This window comes from Nocardia grenadensis (assembly GCF_050942415.1).
Classification (GTDB): domain Bacteria; phylum Actinomycetota; class Actinomycetes; order Mycobacteriales; family Mycobacteriaceae; genus Nocardia; species Nocardia grenadensis.
The window spans coordinates 432,832-452,613 of sequence record NZ_CP192054.1; the positions used below are offsets into that span (position 1 = coordinate 432,832).

The 19,782-nt window shown below is 68.2% G+C and carries 21 protein-coding genes; 10 read left to right on the forward strand and 11 right to left on the reverse strand.

What is annotated here, in order from left to right; translation table 11 throughout:
* The 3 genes from ACQPYS_RS01980 (at window position 1) to ACQPYS_RS01990 (ending at window position 1,083) form a co-directional block, all read left to right on the forward strand.
* Window positions 1–330 (forward strand): hypothetical protein, encoded by a 330-nt coding sequence (locus ACQPYS_RS01980; protein WP_063035397.1) that lies wholly within the window; start codon window positions 1–3, stop codon window positions 328–330.
* Window positions 331–454: 124 nt separating this feature from the next.
* Window positions 455–712: a type II toxin-antitoxin system Phd/YefM family antitoxin gene (locus ACQPYS_RS01985; protein ID WP_431940780.1), complete on the forward strand. Its 258-nt coding sequence runs from the start codon at window positions 455–457 to the stop codon at window positions 710–712.
* Window positions 709–1,083: a type II toxin-antitoxin system VapC family toxin gene (locus ACQPYS_RS01990; protein ID WP_433491554.1), complete on the forward strand. Its 375-nt coding sequence runs from the start codon at window positions 709–711 to the stop codon at window positions 1,081–1,083. Before ACQPYS_RS01985 ends, ACQPYS_RS01990 begins: the two co-directional genes overlap by 4 nt.
* Window positions 1,084–1,204: 121 nt before the next feature.
* Here ACQPYS_RS01990 and rsgA read toward each other — a convergent pair whose 3' ends face one another.
* The 6 genes from rsgA to ACQPYS_RS02020 form a co-directional block, all read right to left on the reverse strand.
* A complete protein-coding gene (rsgA, locus tag ACQPYS_RS01995; RefSeq protein ID WP_433491555.1) occupies window positions 1,205–2,251 on the reverse strand; it encodes a ribosome small subunit-dependent GTPase A in 1,047 nt (348 codons plus the stop codon).
* A 328-nt stretch (window positions 2,252–2,579) separates the two neighbouring features.
* The gene (locus ACQPYS_RS02000; RefSeq protein ID WP_433491556.1) at window positions 2,580–3,632 is read right to left on the reverse strand and encodes an acyl-CoA dehydrogenase family protein; all 1,053 of its coding nucleotides are present in this window, start codon (window positions 3,630–3,632) and stop codon (window positions 2,580–2,582) included.
* A gap of 55 nt (window positions 3,633–3,687) precedes the next feature.
* On the reverse strand, window positions 3,688–4,722 hold the full coding sequence (locus ACQPYS_RS02005; RefSeq protein WP_431940777.1) for an acyl-CoA dehydrogenase family protein: 1,035 nt from the start codon (window positions 4,720–4,722) through the stop codon (window positions 3,688–3,690).
* The gene (locus tag ACQPYS_RS02010; protein WP_063035403.1) at window positions 4,719–5,858 is read right to left on the reverse strand and encodes an acyl-CoA dehydrogenase family protein; all 1,140 of its coding nucleotides are present in this window, start codon (window positions 5,856–5,858) and stop codon (window positions 4,719–4,721) included. Before ACQPYS_RS02010 ends, ACQPYS_RS02005 begins: the two co-directional genes overlap by 4 nt.
* On the reverse strand, window positions 5,859–6,773 hold the full coding sequence (locus tag ACQPYS_RS02015) for an enoyl-CoA hydratase (RefSeq protein ID WP_433491557.1): 915 nt from the start codon (window positions 6,771–6,773) through the stop codon (window positions 5,859–5,861).
* Window positions 6,773–8,338, reverse strand: a complete 1,566-nt coding sequence (locus ACQPYS_RS02020) for a FadD3 family acyl-CoA ligase (protein WP_431940775.1) — start codon at window positions 8,336–8,338, stop codon at window positions 6,773–6,775. The genes ACQPYS_RS02015 and ACQPYS_RS02020 overlap by 1 nt, the downstream gene beginning before the upstream one ends.
* A gap of 192 nt (window positions 8,339–8,530) precedes the next feature.
* Here ACQPYS_RS02020 and ACQPYS_RS02025 point away from each other — a divergent pair, with 192 nt between their 5' ends.
* Window positions 8,531–9,691, forward strand: coding sequence for an acyl-CoA dehydrogenase family protein (locus ACQPYS_RS02025; protein WP_433492947.1), 1,161 nt, complete (start codon window positions 8,531–8,533; stop codon window positions 9,689–9,691).
* Complete coding sequence (locus tag ACQPYS_RS02030; protein WP_431940774.1) at window positions 9,688–10,485, forward strand: SDR family oxidoreductase; 798 nt, start codon at window positions 9,688–9,690, stop codon at window positions 10,483–10,485. Before ACQPYS_RS02025 ends, ACQPYS_RS02030 begins: the two co-directional genes overlap by 4 nt.
* A gap of 233 nt (window positions 10,486–10,718) precedes the next feature.
* Here ACQPYS_RS02030 and ACQPYS_RS02035 read toward each other — a convergent pair whose 3' ends face one another.
* Window positions 10,719–11,225, reverse strand: a complete 507-nt coding sequence (locus ACQPYS_RS02035) for a nitroreductase/quinone reductase family protein (protein ID WP_433491558.1) — start codon at window positions 11,223–11,225, stop codon at window positions 10,719–10,721.
* Between the two features lie 262 nt (window positions 11,226–11,487).
* Here ACQPYS_RS02035 and ACQPYS_RS02040 point away from each other — a divergent pair, with 262 nt between their 5' ends.
* The 5 genes from ACQPYS_RS02040 (at window position 11,488) to ACQPYS_RS02060 (ending at window position 16,148) form a co-directional block, all read left to right on the forward strand.
* On the forward strand, window positions 11,488–12,135 hold the full coding sequence (locus ACQPYS_RS02040) for a TetR/AcrR family transcriptional regulator (protein WP_431940772.1): 648 nt from the start codon (window positions 11,488–11,490) through the stop codon (window positions 12,133–12,135).
* Window positions 12,136–12,178: 43 nt separating this feature from the next.
* The gene (locus tag ACQPYS_RS02045; RefSeq protein WP_433492948.1) at window positions 12,179–13,333 is read left to right on the forward strand and encodes an acetyl-CoA C-acetyltransferase; all 1,155 of its coding nucleotides are present in this window, start codon (window positions 12,179–12,181) and stop codon (window positions 13,331–13,333) included.
* Between the two features lie 192 nt (window positions 13,334–13,525).
* Window positions 13,526–13,996, forward strand: coding sequence for a MarR family winged helix-turn-helix transcriptional regulator (locus tag ACQPYS_RS02050; protein WP_063035409.1), 471 nt, complete (start codon window positions 13,526–13,528; stop codon window positions 13,994–13,996).
* Window positions 13,993–15,309 carry an MFS transporter gene (locus ACQPYS_RS02055; RefSeq protein ID WP_431940771.1) on the forward strand — a complete coding sequence of 439 codons (1,317 nt, stop codon included), beginning with the start codon at window positions 13,993–13,995 and terminating at the stop codon, window positions 15,307–15,309. The genes ACQPYS_RS02050 and ACQPYS_RS02055 overlap by 4 nt, the downstream gene beginning before the upstream one ends.
* Window positions 15,310–15,404: 95 nt before the next feature.
* Window positions 15,405–16,148, forward strand: a complete 744-nt coding sequence (locus ACQPYS_RS02060; RefSeq protein WP_433491559.1) for a DUF427 domain-containing protein — start codon at window positions 15,405–15,407, stop codon at window positions 16,146–16,148.
* Window positions 16,149–16,286: 138 nt separating this feature from the next.
* On the opposite strand, the gene ACQPYS_RS02065 is transcribed toward ACQPYS_RS02060, so the two are convergent.
* From ACQPYS_RS02065 to ACQPYS_RS02080, 4 genes are read right to left on the reverse strand one after another with little or no spacing between them, the layout of a single operon-like run.
* Complete coding sequence (locus ACQPYS_RS02065; RefSeq protein WP_433491560.1) at window positions 16,287–17,369, reverse strand: NAD(P)H-dependent flavin oxidoreductase; 1,083 nt, start codon at window positions 17,367–17,369, stop codon at window positions 16,287–16,289.
* Window positions 17,366–18,124, reverse strand: a complete 759-nt coding sequence (locus ACQPYS_RS02070) for a CoA-transferase subunit beta (RefSeq protein WP_431940768.1) — start codon at window positions 18,122–18,124, stop codon at window positions 17,366–17,368. Before ACQPYS_RS02070 ends, ACQPYS_RS02065 begins: the two co-directional genes overlap by 4 nt.
* Entirely contained in the window at window positions 18,121–18,999 is an 879-nt protein-coding gene (locus tag ACQPYS_RS02075) for a CoA transferase subunit A (protein ID WP_433492949.1), read from the reverse strand. Before ACQPYS_RS02075 ends, ACQPYS_RS02070 begins: the two co-directional genes overlap by 4 nt.
* A gap of 16 nt (window positions 19,000–19,015) precedes the next feature.
* Window positions 19,016–19,780, reverse strand: a complete 765-nt coding sequence (locus ACQPYS_RS02080) for an enoyl-CoA hydratase family protein (RefSeq protein WP_063035672.1) — start codon at window positions 19,778–19,780, stop codon at window positions 19,016–19,018.
* Window positions 19,781–19,782: the final 2 nt, after the last annotated feature.

Here is a 19,782-nt window from a genome sequence, read left to right on the forward strand (position 1 = left end):
ATGACCCGCTGGGCCAAGGCACCCGACTTCGCCGACCAGCCCGCCCGGCAGGCCGCGGTGCGGGCCCAGACGGTCGTGGACCAGCAGCGATACCTGGAGGACGGCCTGACACCGCTGCGGTGTCAGGCTTGCGACGCCGCGGTGCGGGTCCGTAAGAGCAGCTCCCGGCAGACCTCGGTGCAGTGGGCCGAGAACCCGGCCGTCCGCTGCCCGGTTTTCGCTGAACTCAGCAGCAAGGGGTACGGGCCCGGGCGGCCGGATACCTGTGAGCGTTTGCAGAAGACCATCAAATGGGCTGTCGACGAAGGGTTGCTCGAGGTGCCGGAGTAGCCGTCCGGAACCAGGCGGCCTGGAACGGCCGAGGTGTCTCACCGGCGACATCCCTTCTGTGGAGTCGCACGGACGCTGTGCTGGGACACCTCAGTGGGCTAACCTGTTAGCTAAGGAGGTGTCCATGGCAAGCAGCGCGGCAGAGCAGTTCAATATCCACGAGGCGAAGACAAACCTGTCCCGCATCGTAGAGCGGGTGGAACGCGGCGAGGAGATCGTGATCAGCCGGGCCGGGCATCCGGTAGCCAAGGTGGTGCCGCTGGTCCGGCGAGCGGACCGTACCGGTCGTGGGTCGCTCCGTGGAACCCTTGTGCTGGAATCGGATTGGGATTCCGATGAGACGAACGAGGCGATAGCCGACGAGTTCGGTATCTCGCGATGAGCCTGTTGCTCGATACCCATGTGGTTCTGTGGTGGCTCGCGGACGATCCCACGCTCAGCGGCGAAATGAAGGATCGGCTCGATCACGACCCGGATGTTTTCGTAAGTGCTGCATCCGTCTGGGAGGTGGCGATAAAGCAGGCAGGTGGCAAGCTGGGCGGACCGGCCGACCTTCCGGAGCGAGTGCGTGACAGTGGATTCAATGTGTTGCGCATCGATGCAGAACACGCCATCGCCGCCGGTCGGATGCCACTGATCCACCGCGACCCGTTCGACCGCATCCTGTTGGCGCAAGCCAGTTCGGAAGGCTTGGTGCTGGCCACCCGCGACCCGTGGTGTCAGAAATACGAGGTACCGACACTGGCGGTCTGACGGGCTACAGTCCGCGCCAGGGCGCAGCGTGAAAGAGCGTCGGTTGCATGGCTACGACCGCTTCCAGAAATCTGGAAGCGGTCGTATTTCATTTGTGGATCGGACCGTATCGGCTGTGTGGTCAGCGCCGGGAGCCGCGCTCGCGATACATGCGCCGCTGTTCCTTGGCGATACCCCGCCACACCTTCTCGCGCTCGGCCTGGAGCCGTTTGTCCGACCGCGCTTCCATCCAGGCGTTCTCCTTGCCCAGTTTGCGATAGCTGCGCACCCGCCGTTCCGGTATCCCGCCGGATTCGACGGCCGCGCGGACGGCGCAACCCGGTTCGGCGTCGTGGGCGCAGTCGGCGAACCGGCAGTCGGTGGCGAGTTCCTCGATATCGCTGAAGGTCCGGCTGATGCCTTCGGCCGCGTCCCACAGTCCGACACCCCGCAGTCCGGGGGTGTCGATGAGGGTGCCGCCGGTGGGCAGCGGACGCAGTTCGCGGTGCACTGTGGTGTGCCGGCCCTTCTTGTCGGCCGCGCGCACCGTGTCGGTGGCGAAGACCTCCGCGCCGAGCAGTGCGTTGGCGAGTGTGGACTTACCCGCACCGGACGGTCCCAATAGAACCACCGTGCCGCTCAGTACCGCGACCAGTACATCGAGGCCGAGTTCGGCGGTCGCGCTGACCGCCAGCACCGGGGCACCCGGTGCCACGGCACGGACCTCGTCGAGCGGTAGATGCTCGGTGGTATCCGCCTTGGTGAGTACGACCACTGGCTGGGCGCCGCTTTCCCAGACCAGGGCGAGCATCCGTTCGACGCGCCCCAGATCCACGTCGCCGTCGGCGGGCGCGCAGATCAGCACGGTATCGACATTGGCGGCCAGTACCTGGCTCTCCGATCGCCCGGACGCGGTGGAACGGGTGATGGCGGTCCGGCGGGGCAGCCGGGCCCGGATGTGTGAGCGAGCATCCAGGCTCACCCAGTCGCCGGTGCACAGACCGCTCACCGAAGAGTCCGCGCGCGGGCAGGTAGCCCTCGCGGGCCCGGTGGGGGTCACCACATCGCATTCGCCACGATCCATCCGGATGATGCGGGCGGGGACGCATTCGCCATCGAGGAGCGGGAGGTACTGCTCGGCTATGTTTTCTGTCCAGCCGAAAGGGACGAGTGGGTCGAAGTCGACCATGAGGGAGGAAGTCCTTCGTCGGGCGCCGAGCCCGACCGGGCTCAGCGAGTGGAGTTCGAGAGGGAGAACGACGGGGCGGTACGAACCGGTGCGGTTCGCCGCGCCACGGCAATCCGGGCGACCGTCACGTTCTCCACCTCCTTCACGACTCGCTGTTGCCGGTTACTTTTACACGGCGCAAGCGCCCACGCAATTCCTTTTTCCACACCGCATGCCACCGCTGCCCACGAAGACGCGGTGGCCGCCTCCGATCGCGTAATCGCCGAGCCGGGTTCGCGCAGCTCGACGATCCATGCGGCTTCGTCCCGGCCGTGCGGCCCGCGAGTGCTCAGCTGTTGACCAGCGGGCGCCGCGGCACGCCGAAGAGTTCGGCATCGCCATGGGCGCGTTTGAAGTACAGCTGCGCGTCGTGTTCCCAGGTGATGGCGATACCGCCGTGCAACTGGATGGTTTCCGCGGCGATGGTGGAGAACGATTCGGAGCACTGCCGGCGGGCGACCCAGACGTCCTCGGCGGCCGACGGAGTGTTCTCGGCCACCGCGAAGCCGGCGGCGAGGGCGGCCGATCTCGCCGACTCCGCGAGTACGTACATATCGGCCATCCGGTGTTTGAGGGCCTGGAAACTGCCGATGGCCCGGCCGAACTGCACCCGCGATTTGGTGTACTCGACCGTGGCCTGCAGGCAGTATTCGGCCGCGCCGACCTGTTCGGCGGCGACCGCGGCCCACGCGACCCGGTGCAGCCGCTCGATGATCGGGGCGGGATCCGCGTCGCCCAGCCGGCGCGCAGGCGTCGCGGTGAACGAGATCTCCGACAGGGCGCGGGAGGGGTCCATGGCGGCGACCCGGTTCCGTTCGACACCGTCGGCCGTCGGGTCCACCTCGAAGAGGCCGGATTCGGTGACCACGATCAGGGTGTCGGCGATGGTGCCGTCGAGCACGTAGTGGGCCGTACCGTCGAGGGTTTCCCCCTCGGCCCGCACCCCGAAGTCGTCCCAGCCATGGGCCGAGGCCCAGCAGACGGCGAGGGTGCGGCGGCCCTCGGCGACCTCGGGCAGCAGCCGCGCGCAGGCCTCGTGGTCACCGGAGAGCAGCACCGCCTGCGCACCCAGTACCGCCGAGCCCAGCATCGGTACATCGGCGAGTGTCCGGCCGAGTTCGCCGACGACCAGCAGGGATTCGACCAGGCCCGCGCCGAACCCGCCGAACTCCTCGGGCACGGACAGCGCGGCCACGCCGACCTGTTCGCACAACTGCGCCCACAGTTGCGGGTCGTAGCCCAGATCGGTGTCCATGGCCTTGCGGATACCGGCCCGCGCGTCCCGTTTGGCCAGCAGTCCCCGGACCGCCGCCACCAGCTCCTGCTGTTCCTCGCTGATCATCTTTTCTCCCGTGATTTCGGACGGATACCGGCAGCGCAACCCGCAGGTTCTCCGGTCAGGTGAGCGTGCCGGCCGGATCCGCGGCGGGCCCGGTGCGCAGCGCCTCGGCGATCCGGCCGCGGTGCAGGTCCGGGGTGCCCCAGGCGGTGCGCAGGGCGGTGACCCGGGTCAGCCACAGCGACAGGTCGTATTCGGCGGTGTAGCCGATGGCGCCGTGTACCTGCAGGGCGGCGCGGGCCGCCCGGTAGGCGGCGTCGGCGCAGGCGACGGCCGCGGCGGAGGTGTCGCGGGCCCGGTTGGCCGTCGCGGTGGTCAACGCGGCCCGGTACAGCAACGGTTCGGCGAGGTCGAGACCGATGAGGACATCGGCCAGTTTCTGTTTGACCGCCTGGAATTCACCGATCGGGCGACCGAACTGTTTGCGCTGTTTGACGTAGTCGGTCGACGCGTCGAGCAACGCCTTGCCCGCGCCCAGCAGTTGGGCCGCGTTGGCCAGGGCGCCGGCGTCGAAGGCGGCAGCGACGGCCTCGGTGGCGCCCGGCCCCTCGGCGAGGAGTTCGTCTGTCTCGACCGTGCACAGCCGGCGTGCGGGATCCACCGAGCGCACCGATTCGCCGACCCGTCCCGTGCCGATCCGGTCACCGTCGGCCACGAGTACGAGATCGGCCCGGTCGGCGTCCACGGCGATCGCCCGGCCGTCCGTACCGGTGAAGGCGACGGTGGCCGACACCGTGCCCTCGGAGATCCCCGGCAACCAGCGCCGGGCGGGTTCGGGGTCCGTGGCGGCGAGCGTCTGGAGCAGCGCGGGGACGGCGGCCGCCGACTCCACCAGCGGCCCGGGTGCCGCGGCGCGGCCGATCTCGACGAAGGCCACCACCTGATCCAGCGGTTCGGCGTCGAGACCGCCGAACTCCTCGGTGATGGTCAGTCCGAACGCTCCCGCTGCGGCCAGCTGTTCGATCAGTGCCCGGCCGGGCGCCGGATCGCCGGCGCTCCACGCCCGTACCGCGGCGGTCGTGGAACCGGACTCGAACAGTTTGCGGATACTGGCACCGAAGTCCTGCTGCTCCGGGCTGAGCGCGAATCTCATCGATTACTTCCCCTCGGTAGGCCGAGGAGCCGCTCGGCGATGATGTTGCGTTGGATCTCGTTGGTGCCGGCGTAGATCGGGCCCGACAGCGAGAACAGGTAGCCGTCGGTCCAGCGGCTCGCCTGCTCGGCTTCGGATCCGAGCAGGTCCAGTGCGGTTTCGTGCATGGCGATATCGAGCTCGGACCAGAACACCTTGGTGATCGACGATTCGGCGCCGAGCTTGCCGCCCTGGTCGAGCCGCGTGACCGTCCCGAAGGTGTGCAGCCGGTAGGCCTCGCTGCCGAGCCAGGCGTCCACCACGGCGTCCCGGGCCGCGGTGCCGGTATCGCCGCGTTCGGTCCACAGGTCGATCAGCCGCTGCGCGGTCGCGCTGAACCGGCCGGGGCTGCGCAGCGAGAGACCGCGCTCATTACTGGAGGTGCTCATGGCGACCCGCCAGCCCTCGTTGGGCGCGCCGATCACATCGCTGTCGGGAACGAAGACATCGTCGAGGAAGATCTCCGCGAAACCGGGCTCGCCGTCGAGCTGGGGGATCGGGCGTACCGTGACGCCGTCGGCGTCGAGCGGGAACATCAGGTAGGTGAGGCCGCGGTGTCGTTCGGCGGCGGGGTCGCTGCGGAACAGGCCGAACGCCCGGTCGGCGAACGCCGCCCGGGAACTCCAGGTCTTCTGGCCGCTGAGCACCCAGCCGCCTTCGGTACGCCGGGCGGTGGAGCGGATACCGGCCAGATCGCTACCGGCCTCCGGCTCCGACCAGGCCTGGGCCCAGATATCGTCGCCGCGGGCCATCCGTGGCATGATCCGCTCCAGCTGTTCGGGGGTGCCGTGCTCGAACAGGGTGGGGGCCAGCAGGAAGATACCGTTCTGACTCACCCGGCCCGGGGCGCCCGCCGCGTAGTACTCCTGCTCGAAGAGCACCCATTCCAGCAGCGACGCGTCCCGCCCACCGAACTCGCGCGGCCACGACACCACCGACAGCCGGGCCTCGGCCAGGGTGCGTTCCCAGGCGCGATGGGCTTCGAAACCGGCCTCGGTGTCCATGGACGGTAGCGGTTCCGCGGGCACGTTCGCGGCCAGGAATTCGCGGACCTCCCGCTGGAATTCCCGGGTACCTTCGTCGAGATCGAGATCCATTCAGTCTTTCCCGTCCGTGCTCTTCGCGTCGGCCGAAGCCGCCTGCGCTTTCATGGTTCTGGCGTTCATACCGCCCAGGGAATCCGCCCCGACCTCGGCATTGTGCGCGTGCGCGAAATGGTGGAGTCCGAACACCGAATCCATTCCGGCGCGCATCCCCATGAGATCTTCGGACTGGTTGACCGCTTTCTTCGTCAACGCCAGCCCGAACTGCGGCATGGCGGAGATCTTCTCGGCCAGCGCCATGGTCTCCGATTCCAGGTCGGCGCGCGGCACGACCCGGTTGACCATGCCCCACTCCTTGGCCTGCGCGGCATCGAACCGGTCACCGGTGTACAGGAATTCCTTGGCGGCCCGGGGGCCCATCACCCATGGGTGGGCGAAGTATTCGACACCCGGAATCCCCATGCGCACCACAGGGTCGGAGAAGAACGCGTCGTCGGCGGCGATGATCAGATCGCAGACCCAGGCCAGCATGAGCCCGCCCGCGATACAGGCGCCCTGCACCATCGCGATGGTCGGCTTGGGGATCTCCCGCCAGCGGCGGCACATCCCCAGATACACCTCCATCTCACGGGCGAAACGCTGGTCACCGCCGGGGCGATCGATATGATCCCACCACAGCGCGGCTTTGTTCTGGTACTTCACATGGTGGTCGCGTCCCGGGGTGCCCAGGTCGTGACCGGCGCTGAAGTGCTTCCCGTTCCCGGCCAGCACGATGACCTTGACGTCGGGGTCCTCGACCGCCCGCTCGAACGCGGCGTCGATCGCATAGGTCATCACCGAGTTCTGGGCATTGCGGTAGTCGGGCCGGTTCAAGGTGACGACCGCGATCGCGCCGCGGCGTTCGTAGGTCACCACATCGGGTTCGAAGGGAATGCTCCCGGCGGGTTTGGCGGCTGGGCTGTCCGGCATTACGAATTCTCCTCACGTAGCTGGCGTTTGAGCACCTTGCCGCTGGCGTTGTAGGGCAATTCGTCGCGGAATTCGACGAATCGCGGCACCTTGAAATTGGCCAGTACCTTGGTGGCATAGGAGAACACCTGGTCCTCGCTGAGCGCGGTATCCGGTTTCCGGACGATATAGGCCTTGCCCACCTCACCCATCCGGGTATCGGGTACGCCGATCACCGCGACGACGGCGACACCGTCCAATCCGGCCAGCGACTGTTCGATCTCGGCCGGATACACATTGAAGCCACCGCTGACGTACATGTCCTTGAGCCGGTCGGTGATCTTCAGATAGCCGCGGTCGTCGACCACGCCGATATCACCGGTGTGTAACCAGCCGTCCGCGTCGATCGTCTTCGCGGTGCTTTCCGGATCGTCCAGATAACCGAGCATGACATTGGGTCCGCGCAGCAGCACCTCACCCGCGTCACTGAGTTTCAGCTCGAATCCGGCCATGGGGCGGCCGCTGGTGGCGGAGATGGTCTCGGCGTCGTCGTCGACCCGGCACATGGTGCCGAACCCGGTGGATTCCGAGAGCCCGTAGGCGGTGAGCACCACATCGAAGTCCAGTTCCCGGCGCATCCGTTCGACCAGGACGACCGGTACCGGCGCCGCGCCGGTGACGGCCACACGCAGGCTCGCCAGCCGGTACTCGCCGCGGTCCGGGAAATCCAGGATGGACTGGTAGATGGTGGGCGGGCCGGGCAGGACGGTGATCTGCTCCTGATCGATGAGCCGCATGGTGGTCGGTACATCGAAAACGATCTGCGGGATGATGGTCGCCCCGGTGAGCAGGCAGGCGATGATTCCGGCCTTGTAGCCGAAGCTGTGGAAGAACGGGTTGACGATCAGATAGTTGTCGTCGCTGTTCAGCGTCGAACATTCGGTCCAGCCGCGAACCGCGGACAGCGTCTGCCGGTGCGCGATCAGCACGCCTTTGCTGCGACCGGTGGTGCCGGAGGTGAACAGGATGTCGGACAGGTCCTCGGGGCTGATGGATTCCGCGTGCTCTCGCGCCTGTTCGCGGCTCACTCCGGCACCGGCGGCCGCCAGCTCCGACCAGTTCAGCGCGTCCTCGACCGGCTCTTCGGCGCCTTCGACCGGGAGCACCACGACGGTATCGATCCGCAGGTCCGGCGCGGCCGCGCGCAACTCGGCGAGCCGGTCGCGTTTGAGGAAGGTGCCCGCGATGAACAGGCCCTTGGCGTCGACGCGCCGCAGCACGTCGGCGACCTCGTCGGCGACGTAGCGGGTGTTGAGCGGGACCAGTGTCGCGCCGGCGTAGTGGGCGCCGAGCGCCGCGAGCACCCAGTGATGGGTATTGGGCGACCAGATGGCCACACGGTCACCGGTCCGGATGCCGCGGGCGAGCAGGGCGCGGGCCACGTCCTGGACCTGTTCGAGCAGTTGGGTCCAGTCGAGCCGGATCGGCCCGTCGGCCAGTGCGGGCGCGGCGCCGTAGTTCTGGGCGGCGGCGTGCAGGGCCAGCGGAGTGGTCCGGTCCGTCGGGATGTGCGCAGGGGGTGTCACGGGTGTCCTCGATGTCGTGCGGCCGTGGGCGGTGCGCGGTCTGCGAGTTGCGGTCTACAAAGCAAGTGCTTGGTAGGTTATCCTACCGGCGTGGGTGCATTCCAGACCTCAGAATCCGGTACCGGTCGCGATGGCGGACGGCAATCGGCCGAACACGCCGCCGGGACGCGGCCGACGGCCGAACGGACCAGCGTGGCTGCCCTGAGCGACGGCGAATTCGCCGCGCAGGTGCGGGACTGGCTCGACGAGCAGCTCAGCGGTGAATTCCGGGAACTGCGCGGGCTCGGCGGACCCGGCCGCGAACACGAGGCATTCGACGAACGCCTGGACTGGGACCGCGCGCTGGCGGCCGCGGGCTGGACCTGCCTGGGTTGGCCGGTGGAGTACGGCGGTCGCGACGCGAGTGTCGCGCAGCAGATCATCTTCCACGAGGAGTACGCGAAGGCGAACGCGCCCGCGCGGGTCTCCCATGTGGGTGAGGAACTGCTCGGCCCGACCCTGCTGGCCTTCGGGACCGGCGCTCAGCGTGATCGTTTCCTGCCGGGGATCCGCACCGTCACCGAACTGTGGTGCCAGGGCTACTCGGAACCGGGCGCCGGCTCCGATCTCGCCGCCGTCTCCACCTCCGCACGCCTGGACGGTGACCAGTGGTCGATCAACGGGCAGAAGATCTGGACCTCGCTGGCACATGTGGCCGACTGGTGCTTCGCGGTCTGCCGCACCGAACCGGGCTCGAAACGCCACAAAGGACTTTCGTACCTGCTGGTGCCGATGGATCAGCCCGGTATCGAGGTCCGGCCGATCGTGCAGCTCACCGGCACCTCCGAGTTCAACGAGGTGTTCTTCGACAACGCCCGCACCGATGCCGACCTGGTGGTGGGCGAACCGGGCGACGGCTGGCGGGTCGCGATGGGCACGCTGAACGTCGAACGCGGTATCTCCACGCTCGGGCAGCAGATCCGTTTCGCCCGGGAACTCGCGGCGGTCGAGAACCTCGCCCGCGAATCCGGCGCCCTCGACGATCCGCTGCTCGCGGACAAGATAGATCGTGCCTGGGTGGGGCTGCGGGTGCTGCGCGCCCACGCGCTGCGCACCATGGCCGAGACCGCCGACGACGGCGGCCAGGCCTCGGTGGGCAAACTGCTCTGGGCCAATTGGCATCGCGGGCTCGGCGAACTCGCCATGGCGGTGCGCGGCGCCGCCGGACTCGTCGCCGCGGACGGTGATCTCGACGAATGGCAGCGGCTGTATCTGTTCACCCGCGCCGACACGATCTACGGAGGTTCGAACGAAGTGCAGCGCAACATCATCTCCGAGCGGGTGCTCGGTCTGCCCCGCGAGGCCCGGCAGTGAGCGGGCCGCTGTCGGTCGCGCCCCCGCAGACTGCGGCGCACAATCTGCTCACCGGCCGCCGGGCCGTGGTCACCGCGGCAGCCGGTACCGGGATCGGGTCCGCGACGGCGCGCCGGCTGCTCGCCGAAGGCGCCGATGTGGTGGTCTCGGATTGGCACGAACGCCGGCTGGAGGCCACGCGTGCCGAACTGTCCGCGGAATTCACCGACCGTCAGGTCGCCGCGATCGCCTGTGATGTCACCAGCACCGAACAGGTCGACGAACTGGTCCGCGGCGCGGCCGTGGCGCTGGGCGGCGTCGATATCTTCGTCAACAACGCCGGCCTCGGCGGTGAGACGCCGGTGGTCGATATGACCGACGAACAGTGGGATCGCGTCCTCGACATCACCCTCAACGGCACCTTCCGCTGCACCCGGGCCGCGCTGAACTATTTCCGCGACGCGAAACACGGCGGGGTGATCGTCAACAACGCGAGCGTGCTCGGTTGGCGGGCCCAGTACGGTCAGGCGCACTACGCCGCCGCGAAGGCCGGTGTGATGGCACTGACCAGGTGCAGCGCGGTCGAGGCGGCCGAGCTGGGGGTCCGGATCAACGCGGTGTCGCCGAGTATCGCCCGGCACGCCTTCCTGGACAAGACCAGCTCCAGTGAACTGCTCGACCGGCTCTCCGAGCGTGAGGCCTTCGGCCGGGCGGCCGAACCCTGGGAGGTCGCGGCCACCATCGCGATGCTCGCCAGCGACTACACCACCTACCTCACCGGCGAGGTGGTCTCGATCAGCAGTCAGCGCGCCTGAGCGCCCGACCCGGCCGGTTACCTCGGCCGGAGCCGATCCGCGGCGGCGCGGGTGGGCACCCGGCCGGCACCGCGTTCATCGGCCGCGCGGTCATGTCGGCGGACCGGAGCTGTGCCGCGGCACGCACCGATCTCTGTGTGTTCGAGCCGGTTCGGCGAGTTCCGTGCGTCCGGTGCTGCCGGACGTGGTGCGGCGCCGGGACGCGGGCGCCGACGGCGTGCCGCGAGAGCGATTCAGACGCGGGACAGCGCGAAGATGCGCAGATCGCGGTCGGTGCGCTTGCGGTAGGCGGCATAGGCGCCGGTGACTTCGACGAATCGCTCGAAGATCGATTCCGCGGCCGCGCCCTCTACCCGGGTGGCGATGACCGGTATGCGTTCACCGGCGATGGAAACGGTCGCTCTGGGCTCGGCGAGGAGGTTGGCCGTCCAGGCCGGGTGGCGGGCACCGCCGAAGTTGCTGCCGATGATGTAGAGAGTCGCGCCGTCGTGTACGCACAGCAGCGGCTGGGTGCGCGGCTGTCCCGACCGGCGACCCGTTGTGGTCAGCAGGATCACCGGTGCGCCGATCGGCCCGAGCACGGTGTAGCGGGCATCGGTGCGTTCGAGTACCCGGCGGTCCAGCGGGGTGAGGGCCCGGACCACCCGGGAGCCGAACCTCGTGCCGGCGAACCTGTCTGCCGCACGGGCCAGGGGACTTTCCGGGGAGCCCCACTGTCGCTGTGGGAACGGCGTCGTCATCCGGCGAATATACCGACGGGACGGGCGTGCCTCCGGTTTACGCCGGGCCGGCGGCCGCTCGGCTCGTCCCGAAGCGGTCGGCGGCCCGCCGATCCGGTTCCGGGAATTCGGTATGCGGTGGAACCGGTCCGGGATATCGGCCGTCCAAATTATCGGAAGCAGTGCGGATTTCGTACCACTTCCGCGACGCGGGCCCGAGGGGTCCGGCTCCGACAGGGAGGGGGGAGCCGGAAACCTCGGGCCCGCCGGTTACGCACCATCCATGGACCAAGCAAATGCTTGGTTGTATCATGGCGGGGTGACCGCACCCGACCCCTCGAAATCGGCCCGGCGAACCGAACTACTCGATATGGCGGCAGAGCTGTTCGCCGAACGGGGCGTGCGCGCCACGACGGTGCGTGATATCGCCGATGCGGCGGGCATTCTCTCCGGCAGCCTTTACCACCACTTCTCCTCGAAAGAGGGGATGGTGGACGAGATCCTGCGCGGATTCCTCGACGAACTGTTCGGACGCTACCGCGAGATCGTCGACGCCGGGCTGGATTCGCGTGCCACACTGGAAGCCTTGGTCCTCGCCTCCTACGAGGCCTTCGACCGCTCCCACGCGGCGGTCGCGATCTACCAGTCCGAGGCCAAACGCCTGCGGGCCGCCGAACGTTTCGCCTATATCGACGACTACAACCGCGAATTCCGGGAGCTCTGGCACCGCGTCCTCACCAGCGGAGTCGCCGACGGTAGCTTCCGCGCCGAACTCGATATCGACCTGGCCTATCGCTTCCTGCGCGACACGGTCTGGGTCGCGGTCCGCTGGTACCAACCCGGCGGCGGGTCGATCACCGTCGACACGCTCGCCAAGCAGTACCTCACCATCGTGCTCGACGGGCTCACCGTGCCGGGCCACACCGATTAGGAGAAATTCCATGGCAACAGCTGCCCGCCGCCCCTACGCGCCGTTGCGTGAGGCGTATGTGATCGATGCGGTGCGCACCCCGGTCGGGAAGCGCGGTGGTGCGCTGGCGGAGGTCCATCCGGCCGATCTCGGCGCGGCCGCATTGCAGGGCCTGCTCGGCCGCAATTCGATCGACCCCGCCCGGGTGGACGATGTGATCGTCGGCTGCGTGGACAATGTGGGCCCACAGGCCGGCAATATCGGCCGGACGATGTGGCTGACCGCCGGATATCCGGAAGAGGTCCCCGGCGTCACCGTGGACCGGCAGTGCGGGTCCAGTCAGCAGGCCATCAATTTCGGCGCCCAGGCGATCATGAGCGGTACCGCCGAGGTCATCGTGGCCGGCGGGGTGCAGAACATGAGCGCTATCCCGATCTCCGCGGCCATGATCGCCGGCAAGGAGTACGGCTTCGATTCGCCGTTCGTCGGCGCCAAGGGCTGGGATCACCGCTACGGCACCGGCGAGGTGTCGCAGTTCCGCGGCGCTCAGTTGATCGCCGAGAAATGGGGGATCACCCGCGAAGACATGGAGCAGTGGGCGCTGCGCAGCCACGAGCGCGCCCGTGCCGCGATCAAAGCGGGCCGGTTCGACAAAGAGATCGTGCCGGTGGGCGATTTCTGGATCGACCAGGGCCCGCGCGAGACCAGCCTGGAGAAGATGGCTTCGCTGCCCGCGCTGGAAGAGGGTAGTCCGCTGACCGCCGCCGTCGCCTCCCAGATCTCCGACGGCGCCAGCGCCACCCTGCTCGCCTCGGAGTGGGCGGTCGAGGAATACGGCCTCACCCCGCGCGCCCGCATCACCCATGTCAGCGCCCGCGGCGCCGATCCGCTGTACATGCTCACCGCGCCCATCCCCGCCACCCGCTGGGCGCTGGAGAAGACCGGTCTGACCATCGAGGATATCGACGTGGTCGAGATCAACGAGGCCTTCGCCCCCGTGGTGCTGGCCTGGTTGAAGGAGACCGGCGCCGACCCGGAGAAGGTGAACGTGAACGGCGGCGCGATCGCACTGGGCCACCCACTGGGGGCGACCGGCGCGAAACTCTTCGCCACCCTGCTGAACGAACTGGAGCGGATCAACGGCCGCTACGGCCTGCTCACCATCTGTGAGGGCGGCGGCACCGCCAACGCCACCATCATCGAAAGGCTCGATCGCTGATCGAGTGGTGGCGGCAATGCCGCCACCACATCGGTTCCGTCGGTGGACCCGGACGGGCATATCGGCCCTACCCGGCGACATCGGTCACCGTCGCCCGGCGCAGACCTGCCCGGTCGACGGTGTACTCGGCATGTGGTGGGTATCCCGCGGGCAGTCTAGAAATAGATAGTTAGCCTATGTAATAATATCTGGGTGCAGGCGACCCCGGTGACCGATGTGGACGACACCGTCGTCGATCTACTGGTCACCGCGGGCCGGCTCACGCGCGCGGCGGGAACGCTCAGCGTCGACGAACTGCCGCGCGCCACCGTGCGCGCACTGGCAGTGCTCGAGGAACACGGTTCGCTGCGGGTCAGCGAATTCGCTCATATCGATCGCACATCGCAACCCACGGCCACTGCGCTCATCGCCCGCCTGGTGGGGGAGGGATACGCCTCCCGGCACCGCGATCCGGACGATTCGCGCGCGGTCGTCGTCCAACTCACACCGGCCGGGCGCGCCCGGCTCGCCGCCACCCGCGCCTCCATGCGTGCGGCGCTGTCCGGCCCGCTACCCGGCTTCGACGCCGAACGCCTGACCGGACTCGCAGCCGACCTACGGGACCTGCTGGCGGCGATCCGGGAATCGGCCGGGCACCACACGCAATCGAGGAAAGACCGATGAGCACCACGAACGGGGCCGCCGCCGAGCCGGACAGTACCAACGCGTCAGGCCCGGCGGCGGGAGCGCAGCGTAACCACGCAGGGCCCGCGCTCGTAGTCAATTCACACAGCCCATCGACCGGGCAGCCGAAGGCGGTGTGGGCCGTCGCCTTCGCCAGCGTTATCGCGTTCATGGGTATCGGCCTGGTCGATCCGATTCTCAAACCCATCGGTGAACAGCTCAACGCGTCGCCGTCGCAGGTATCGCTGCTGTTCACCAGCTATATGCTCGTCACCGGCTTCGCGATGCTGGTCACCGGCGTGATCTCCAGCCGGGTCGGCGCGAAGAAGACTCTGCTCGTCGGGCTCGCGCTGATCATCGTCTTCGCGGCCCTGGCCGGTATGTCGGGGACGGTCGGCCAGATCGTCGGCTTCCGCGCGGGCTGGGGACTCGGCAATGCCCTGTTCATCGCGACCGCGCTGGCCACCATTGTCGGGGCCGCCAGCGGCGGGGTCGCGCGCGCGATCATCCTCTACGAGGCGGCGCTGGGTATCGGTATCGCCACCGGGCCGTTACTGGGCGGCCTGCTCGGCGGGATCAGCTGGCGCGGGCCGTTCTTCGGGGTTTCCGTGCTCATGGCCGTCGCCTTCATCGCGATCGTCGTGCTGCTCCCCGAGGGGCCGAAAGCCGCGAAGCCGACCTCGCTGGCCGCGCCGTTCAAAGCGCTACGCCACCGCGGCCTGCTCATCGTGAGCATCACGGCCCTGCTGTACAACTTCGGTTTTTTCACCCTGCTCGCCTACACCCCCTTTCCGCTGGACATGGGCACCTACGCGATCGGCTTCATCTTCTGCGGCTGGGGCATCCTGCTGGCCGTGGCCTCGGTGTTCTTCGCACCGAAACTGCAGCACCGTTTCGGCACGCTGCCGATGATCGCCGTCGCGGTCGGGCTGTTCGCCGCGGATCTGGCGGTGATGGCGTTGTTCGCCGAGCACAAGCCCGTGCTGATCGCCGGTGTCGTTCTCGCGGGCCTGTTCCTCGGTGTGAACAACACACTGATCACCGAGGCCGTCATGATCTCCGCTCCGGTGGAACGCTCGACCGCGTCGGCGGCCTACAGCTTCGTCCGCTTCGTGGGCGGCGCCGCCGCACCGTGGCTGGCGGGCAAACTCGGTGAGACCAGTGTTTCGCTGCCGTTCTGGGTGGGCGCGGTCTGCACCGCCGCCGGTGTGGTGGTGCTGCTGGCCGGCCGCTCGGCGCTGGCCCATATCGACGACCACGACCCCGCTCCCCACAGTGTGGAGGAAGCGCAGGCGGTCACGGTCGGTGACTGACCTCCACAAGAGGTCTTCCGCGGGTCCCGCCGACAGGCGGGGCCCGCTCTTTTCGTGACGATCCGGACAACCTGCCCGGCGTAGGGTCGGGGAGTATGACCGAAGCACAGCGAGACGAGGTCCGGGTCGAGACGATCCAGAAGCGGGTGCGGGTCTACCTCGGCGGCCATCTGGTCGCCGATACCGTGCGGCCCGCGCTGGTCTGGGAGAACCCCTATTACCCGGCCTACTACATCCCGGCCGCCGATCTGCGCGCGAAACTCGAGTTCGACGGCAGCACGCGCACCTCGCCGCTCCTCGGGGAGGGGACCGAATACAACGTCGTGGTGGACGGCACCACGGCTGCCGGCGCCGCCCTGCGCTACGCGGATGAGCCGTTGCACGACCTGGTGCGGCTGGAGTGGGACGCGATGGACGAATGGTTCGAGGAGGACGAGCCCATCTACGTCCACCCCCGCAACCCGTACTCGCGGGTGGACATCCTGGCGAGCTCCCGGCATGTACGGGTGGAACTCGACGGTGTGACCGTGGCCGATTCACGGTCCCCCCGGATCCTGTTCGAGACCGGGCTCCCGGCCCGTTTCTACCTGCCGCTCACCGATATCAGGATGGATCTGCTGCGGCCGTCGGACACCCACACCAGCTGCCCGTACAAGGGCAACGCCGACTACTGGGACATCCGCATCGGCGAGGACGAGTATCCGGATCTGGTGTGGATCTACCGGACCCCGACCCCGGAGAGCCAGAAGATCGCCGGGCTGGCCTGCTTCTACAACGAGAAGGTCGATCTTTATATCGACGGCGAGTTGCGGGATCGGCCGCGAAGTCCGTTCAGCTGAGCGCGGCCGCGGGCAGTCGTCGCCGCGGCGCGCTGCGCGAAATGCCCGCCGCGGCCGCGGTTGCCCGACCGGAGGACAGCGACTCCGCTACGACAAGGGCCCGCCCACCACAGTGGACGGGCCCGGGTGCCGCATACCTCAGCTCTTCGATTCGGTGCTCTGGGGCAGTGCGGCGAGGGCGCCGATCCGGGCGACCGCGTCCGTGACGATCCGATCGATCAACTCCTGGCAGGTGGGAAGATCCTCCAGGATGCCGCTCACCTGGCCCGCCGCCAGCACCCCGGCTTCGGTATTGCCCTCGACCAGCCCGGCGCGCAGCAGCATCGGGGTGTTGGCCGCCATGATCACCTGGGACCAGGTGAGGTCCTTGGCCTTGCGCATGGCCAGACCGTCGCGGACCAGCGTGGACCATTTCATCCCGGTCATGCTCTTGAACCGGGCCGCATTGCCGACTGCGGCCGCGAGGCCGCGGGTTCGCCCCGAGTTCTCCAGCTTCTGCACGAGTTCGGTGTTGAGCACCCGATGCGGCATACCGTCGACCTTGGTGGACACCACTGTTTCGCCCAGTTGGCGGCGCAGGTATTCCTGTTTCACCGAATCCGGGACGCTGCTCTCCTGCGTGAGCAGGAAACGGGTGCCCATCGCGACCCCGGCCGCACCGTAGGCGAGGGCGGCGGCGAGGCCGCGTCCGTCGAAGAAGCCGCCGGCCGCGACCACCGGGATATCGACCGCGTCCAGGACCGACGGCATCAGCAGCGTCGTGGCCACCGGGCCGGTGTGCCCGCCGCCCTCGCCGCCCTGGACGACCACGGCGTCCGCGCCCCAGGAGGCGACCTTCACCGCGTGCTTGGCCGCGCCGATCGACGGAACCACCACCACACCCGCGTCTTTCAGCTTGGCGATGAGGTCCTTCTTCGGTGCCAGGGCGAAGGAGGCGACCTTGACGTTCTCGCGGATGAGCAGATCGATCCGCTCGGGTGCGTCCGAGGCGTCGGCGCGGATGTTCACGCCGAACGGTTTATCGGTCTGCGCCTTGGTTTTGGCGATGGCCGTTGCCAGCTCGTCGTAGGTCATGGTGGCCGAGGCCAGAATGCCCAGCCCACCGGCATTGGAGGTGGCCGAGACCAGGCTCGGGCCCGCCACCCAGCCCATACCGGTCTGCACGACGGGATGCTCGATCCCGACGAGTTCGGTCAGCGGGGTCCGCAGCCGGGCAGTCACTGCGGGACCTCCCGATCGCGGATCTTCTTCGGATCCAGGACCTCGCGGATGATCCGCAGCTCCTCGTCACTGGGCAGCCGGGACTCCTCGGCCGTGCCCAGGTCGGCGATCTCGAAGGCGGTGTTCTCCGCGACCTCACCGGCGGTGACCCCTGGGTGCAGGCTCAGCGCGCGCATCGTGTGGTCCGGGCCGTTGAAATCGAAAACGCCCAGATTGCTGACCACCCGGTGGATGTGGTGGAAGCGGAAGGCCGGGTTGTCCGGGTCGACCTTGTCGTAACCGACGCCCGCGACGATATCCACCTTCTCGCCGAACACTCGCTTGGTGTGCCGTCCGACCCAGTAGCTGGTGGGGTGGTTGATGGTGTTGCCAGGTGCGCCGCGGACGCCGAACATCTGCCGGGTCGGTTGCTGGAGCGGGCCGAAGGCCGAGAGGTTCTGATTACCGTAGCGATCGATCTGGTTGGCGCCCATGACCACATGGCGGCGGCCCGAGGCCAGCACATCGAACACCTTGCGGAACGGGATCCAACCCTCCACCGGCGCCTTACCGCCGAGCGGCGGGGTCTCGGCGAGGAAGAACGCTTCGCCGTCGGAGATCAGCAGGTCGGGTTCGAAGGTGAGTTTGGCCAGCCGCGCGCCCAGCTGCGCCATCGGCGACATGGGACTGGCGAAGATCTCTCCGGCGCCGCGGAAGATCTCGGCGCAGGCGACCGCGCACACTTCGGCGCGGGTGATGGTTTCGGTGCTGGTCACCGCTCCTCCTCGAATCGCGCGACGGCGGCCTGGTAGTCGGCTTCGGAGCCGCTGAGATAGGTGTCGACGAAGGTCTGCCAGGTCTCCGGCGACCCGGCGGCTTCGACGTAGTGCCGCTGGAATTTCTCGTCCCGGCCGTAGCTCTCACCACCGAGGGTGAAATGCGCGCCGTTCGGGGCCTCGGCCACCGCGTCCACCATCATGCGGTTGAGCAGCAGCGCTTGCTGGGGAACGGTTTTCACCAGTTCCTCGGTCTCCACGAGACGTTCCACCGAGAGGTAGCGTTTCTCGGCGGCCAGGCAGAACAGATCGTCCATGTAGGGGTCCACGCCCTGGTAGGCGGCATTACCGTGCGCGTCACCGATGTTCAGATGCACCAGCGCGGCGTCGAGGTTCAAGGCCGGCATGGCGATCAGGGTCTCCGAACGGCCGTCCGGGCCCGGGTACGGCGAGGTCACGGTCTGCAGTTCGCCGTCCCAGAAGTTGGGCACATCCGACCCCAGGCCGGCACGGATCGGCAGGAACGGCAGGCGCGCCGCGCCCGCCTCGAGCCCGCATTTGAGCATGCCCTCATCCATTTCCCGGGCGACGAGCTGCCCGGAAATGCGGGCCTTCGCGAACCAGGGGTCGTAGAACGGCGCCGAGTCGAGGGAGACGAACCCGTAGTAGGCCTTGCGGACCTTCCCGGCCGAGAGCAGCAACCCCAGGTCCGGGCCCCCGTAGGTGACCACCGTCAGATCAGTGACATCGGACCGCAGCAGGGCCCGCACCAGGGCCATCGGCTTCCGCCGGGAACCCCAGCCGCCGATGCCGATGGTCATCCCGCTGCGCAGTTCGCCGACGATCTCGTCCAGCGTTTTCCGCTTGTCTCGCATGGTCTTCCGTTCCACGTCAGTTCTTTTCCTTCTGCGCCGCCAGGTCTTGGTCGAAGCGTTCGCGGATCTCGTCGGAGGCTCCAGAGAGGTTCAGTTCGAAGGTGAATCCCTGCTCGAAGCGGTAGCTGCGGTGCACGTCCTGCAGGTCGATGCCGTTGAGGGCGCGTTTGGCGGCCCGGATGACCCGGCCGTCCTTGGCCGCGATGTCCTTGGCGACCTCGAGCGCGGCGGCATCGAGTTCCTCCCGGGGGACCACCTTCAGTACGGAGCCGTAATGATGCAACTGCTGGGCGGTGGCGGTGCTCGCGGTGAAGAAGAGCGCGCGCATGAGGTGCTGGGGGACCAGCCGGGCTAGGTGGGTGGCGGCGCCGAGCGCACCGCGGTCGACCTCGGGCAGGCCGAAGGTCGCGTCCTCGGAGGCGATGATGATATCGGAGTTGCCGACCAGACCGATCCCGCCGCCGAGGCAGAAGCCTTGGACCGCGGTGACGACCGGGACCGGGCAGTCGTAGACCGCGCCGAATGCCTCGAAGCATCCGTGGTTGGCGTCGATGAGCGCCTGATGGCCGGGTTTGCGCTGGATTTCCTTGATATCGACGCCCGCGTTGAAGCCCCGGTTCTCGGCGCGCAGCACCACCACGCGGGTCTGCGGGTCGCGCCCGGCGGCACGGATCTCGTCGGCGAGGGCGAACCAGCCGTCCGAGGGTATGGCGTTGACCGGCGGATAGTCGACCGTGACCACGGCGATTCCGGCGGATTCCGAATGGCGCTTGATCCCCATCG

Excerpts from the sequence above, each read along its gene's own strand:
- ACQPYS_RS01980 (WP_063035397.1), top strand. The coding sequence starts at position 1 with ATGACCCGCTGGGCCAAGGCACCCGACTTCGCCGACCAGCCCGCCCGG.
- ACQPYS_RS01985 (WP_431940780.1), top strand. The coding sequence starts at position 455 with ATGGCAAGCAGCGCGGCAGAGCAGTTCAATATCCACGAGGCGAAGACA.
- ACQPYS_RS01990 (WP_433491554.1), top strand. The coding sequence starts at position 709 with ATGAGCCTGTTGCTCGATACCCATGTGGTTCTGTGGTGGCTCGCGGAC.
- rsgA (WP_433491555.1), bottom strand. The coding sequence starts at position 2,251 with ATGGTCGACTTCGACCCACTCGTCCCTTTCGGCTGGACAGAAAACATA.
- ACQPYS_RS02000 (WP_433491556.1), bottom strand. The coding sequence starts at position 3,632 with ATGATCAGCGAGGAACAGCAGGAGCTGGTGGCGGCGGTCCGGGGACTG.
- ACQPYS_RS02005 (WP_431940777.1), bottom strand. The coding sequence starts at position 4,722 with ATGAGATTCGCGCTCAGCCCGGAGCAGCAGGACTTCGGTGCCAGTATC.
- ACQPYS_RS02010 (WP_063035403.1), bottom strand. The coding sequence starts at position 5,858 with ATGGATCTCGATCTCGACGAAGGTACCCGGGAATTCCAGCGGGAGGTC.
- ACQPYS_RS02015 (WP_433491557.1), bottom strand. The coding sequence starts at position 6,773 with ATGCCGGACAGCCCAGCCGCCAAACCCGCCGGGAGCATTCCCTTCGAA.
- ACQPYS_RS02035 (WP_433491558.1), bottom strand. The coding sequence starts at position 11,225 with ATGACGACGCCGTTCCCACAGCGACAGTGGGGCTCCCCGGAAAGTCCC.
- ACQPYS_RS02040 (WP_431940772.1), top strand. The coding sequence starts at position 11,488 with ATGGACCAAGCAAATGCTTGGTTGTATCATGGCGGGGTGACCGCACCC.
- ACQPYS_RS02055 (WP_431940771.1), top strand. The coding sequence starts at position 13,993 with ATGAGCACCACGAACGGGGCCGCCGCCGAGCCGGACAGTACCAACGCG.
- ACQPYS_RS02060 (WP_433491559.1), top strand. The coding sequence starts at position 15,405 with ATGACCGAAGCACAGCGAGACGAGGTCCGGGTCGAGACGATCCAGAAG.
- ACQPYS_RS02075 (WP_433492949.1), bottom strand. The coding sequence starts at position 18,999 with ATGCGAGACAAGCGGAAAACGCTGGACGAGATCGTCGGCGAACTGCGC.
- ACQPYS_RS02080 (WP_063035672.1), bottom strand. The coding sequence starts at position 19,780 with ATGGGGATCAAGCGCCATTCGGAATCCGCCGGAATCGCCGTGGTCACG.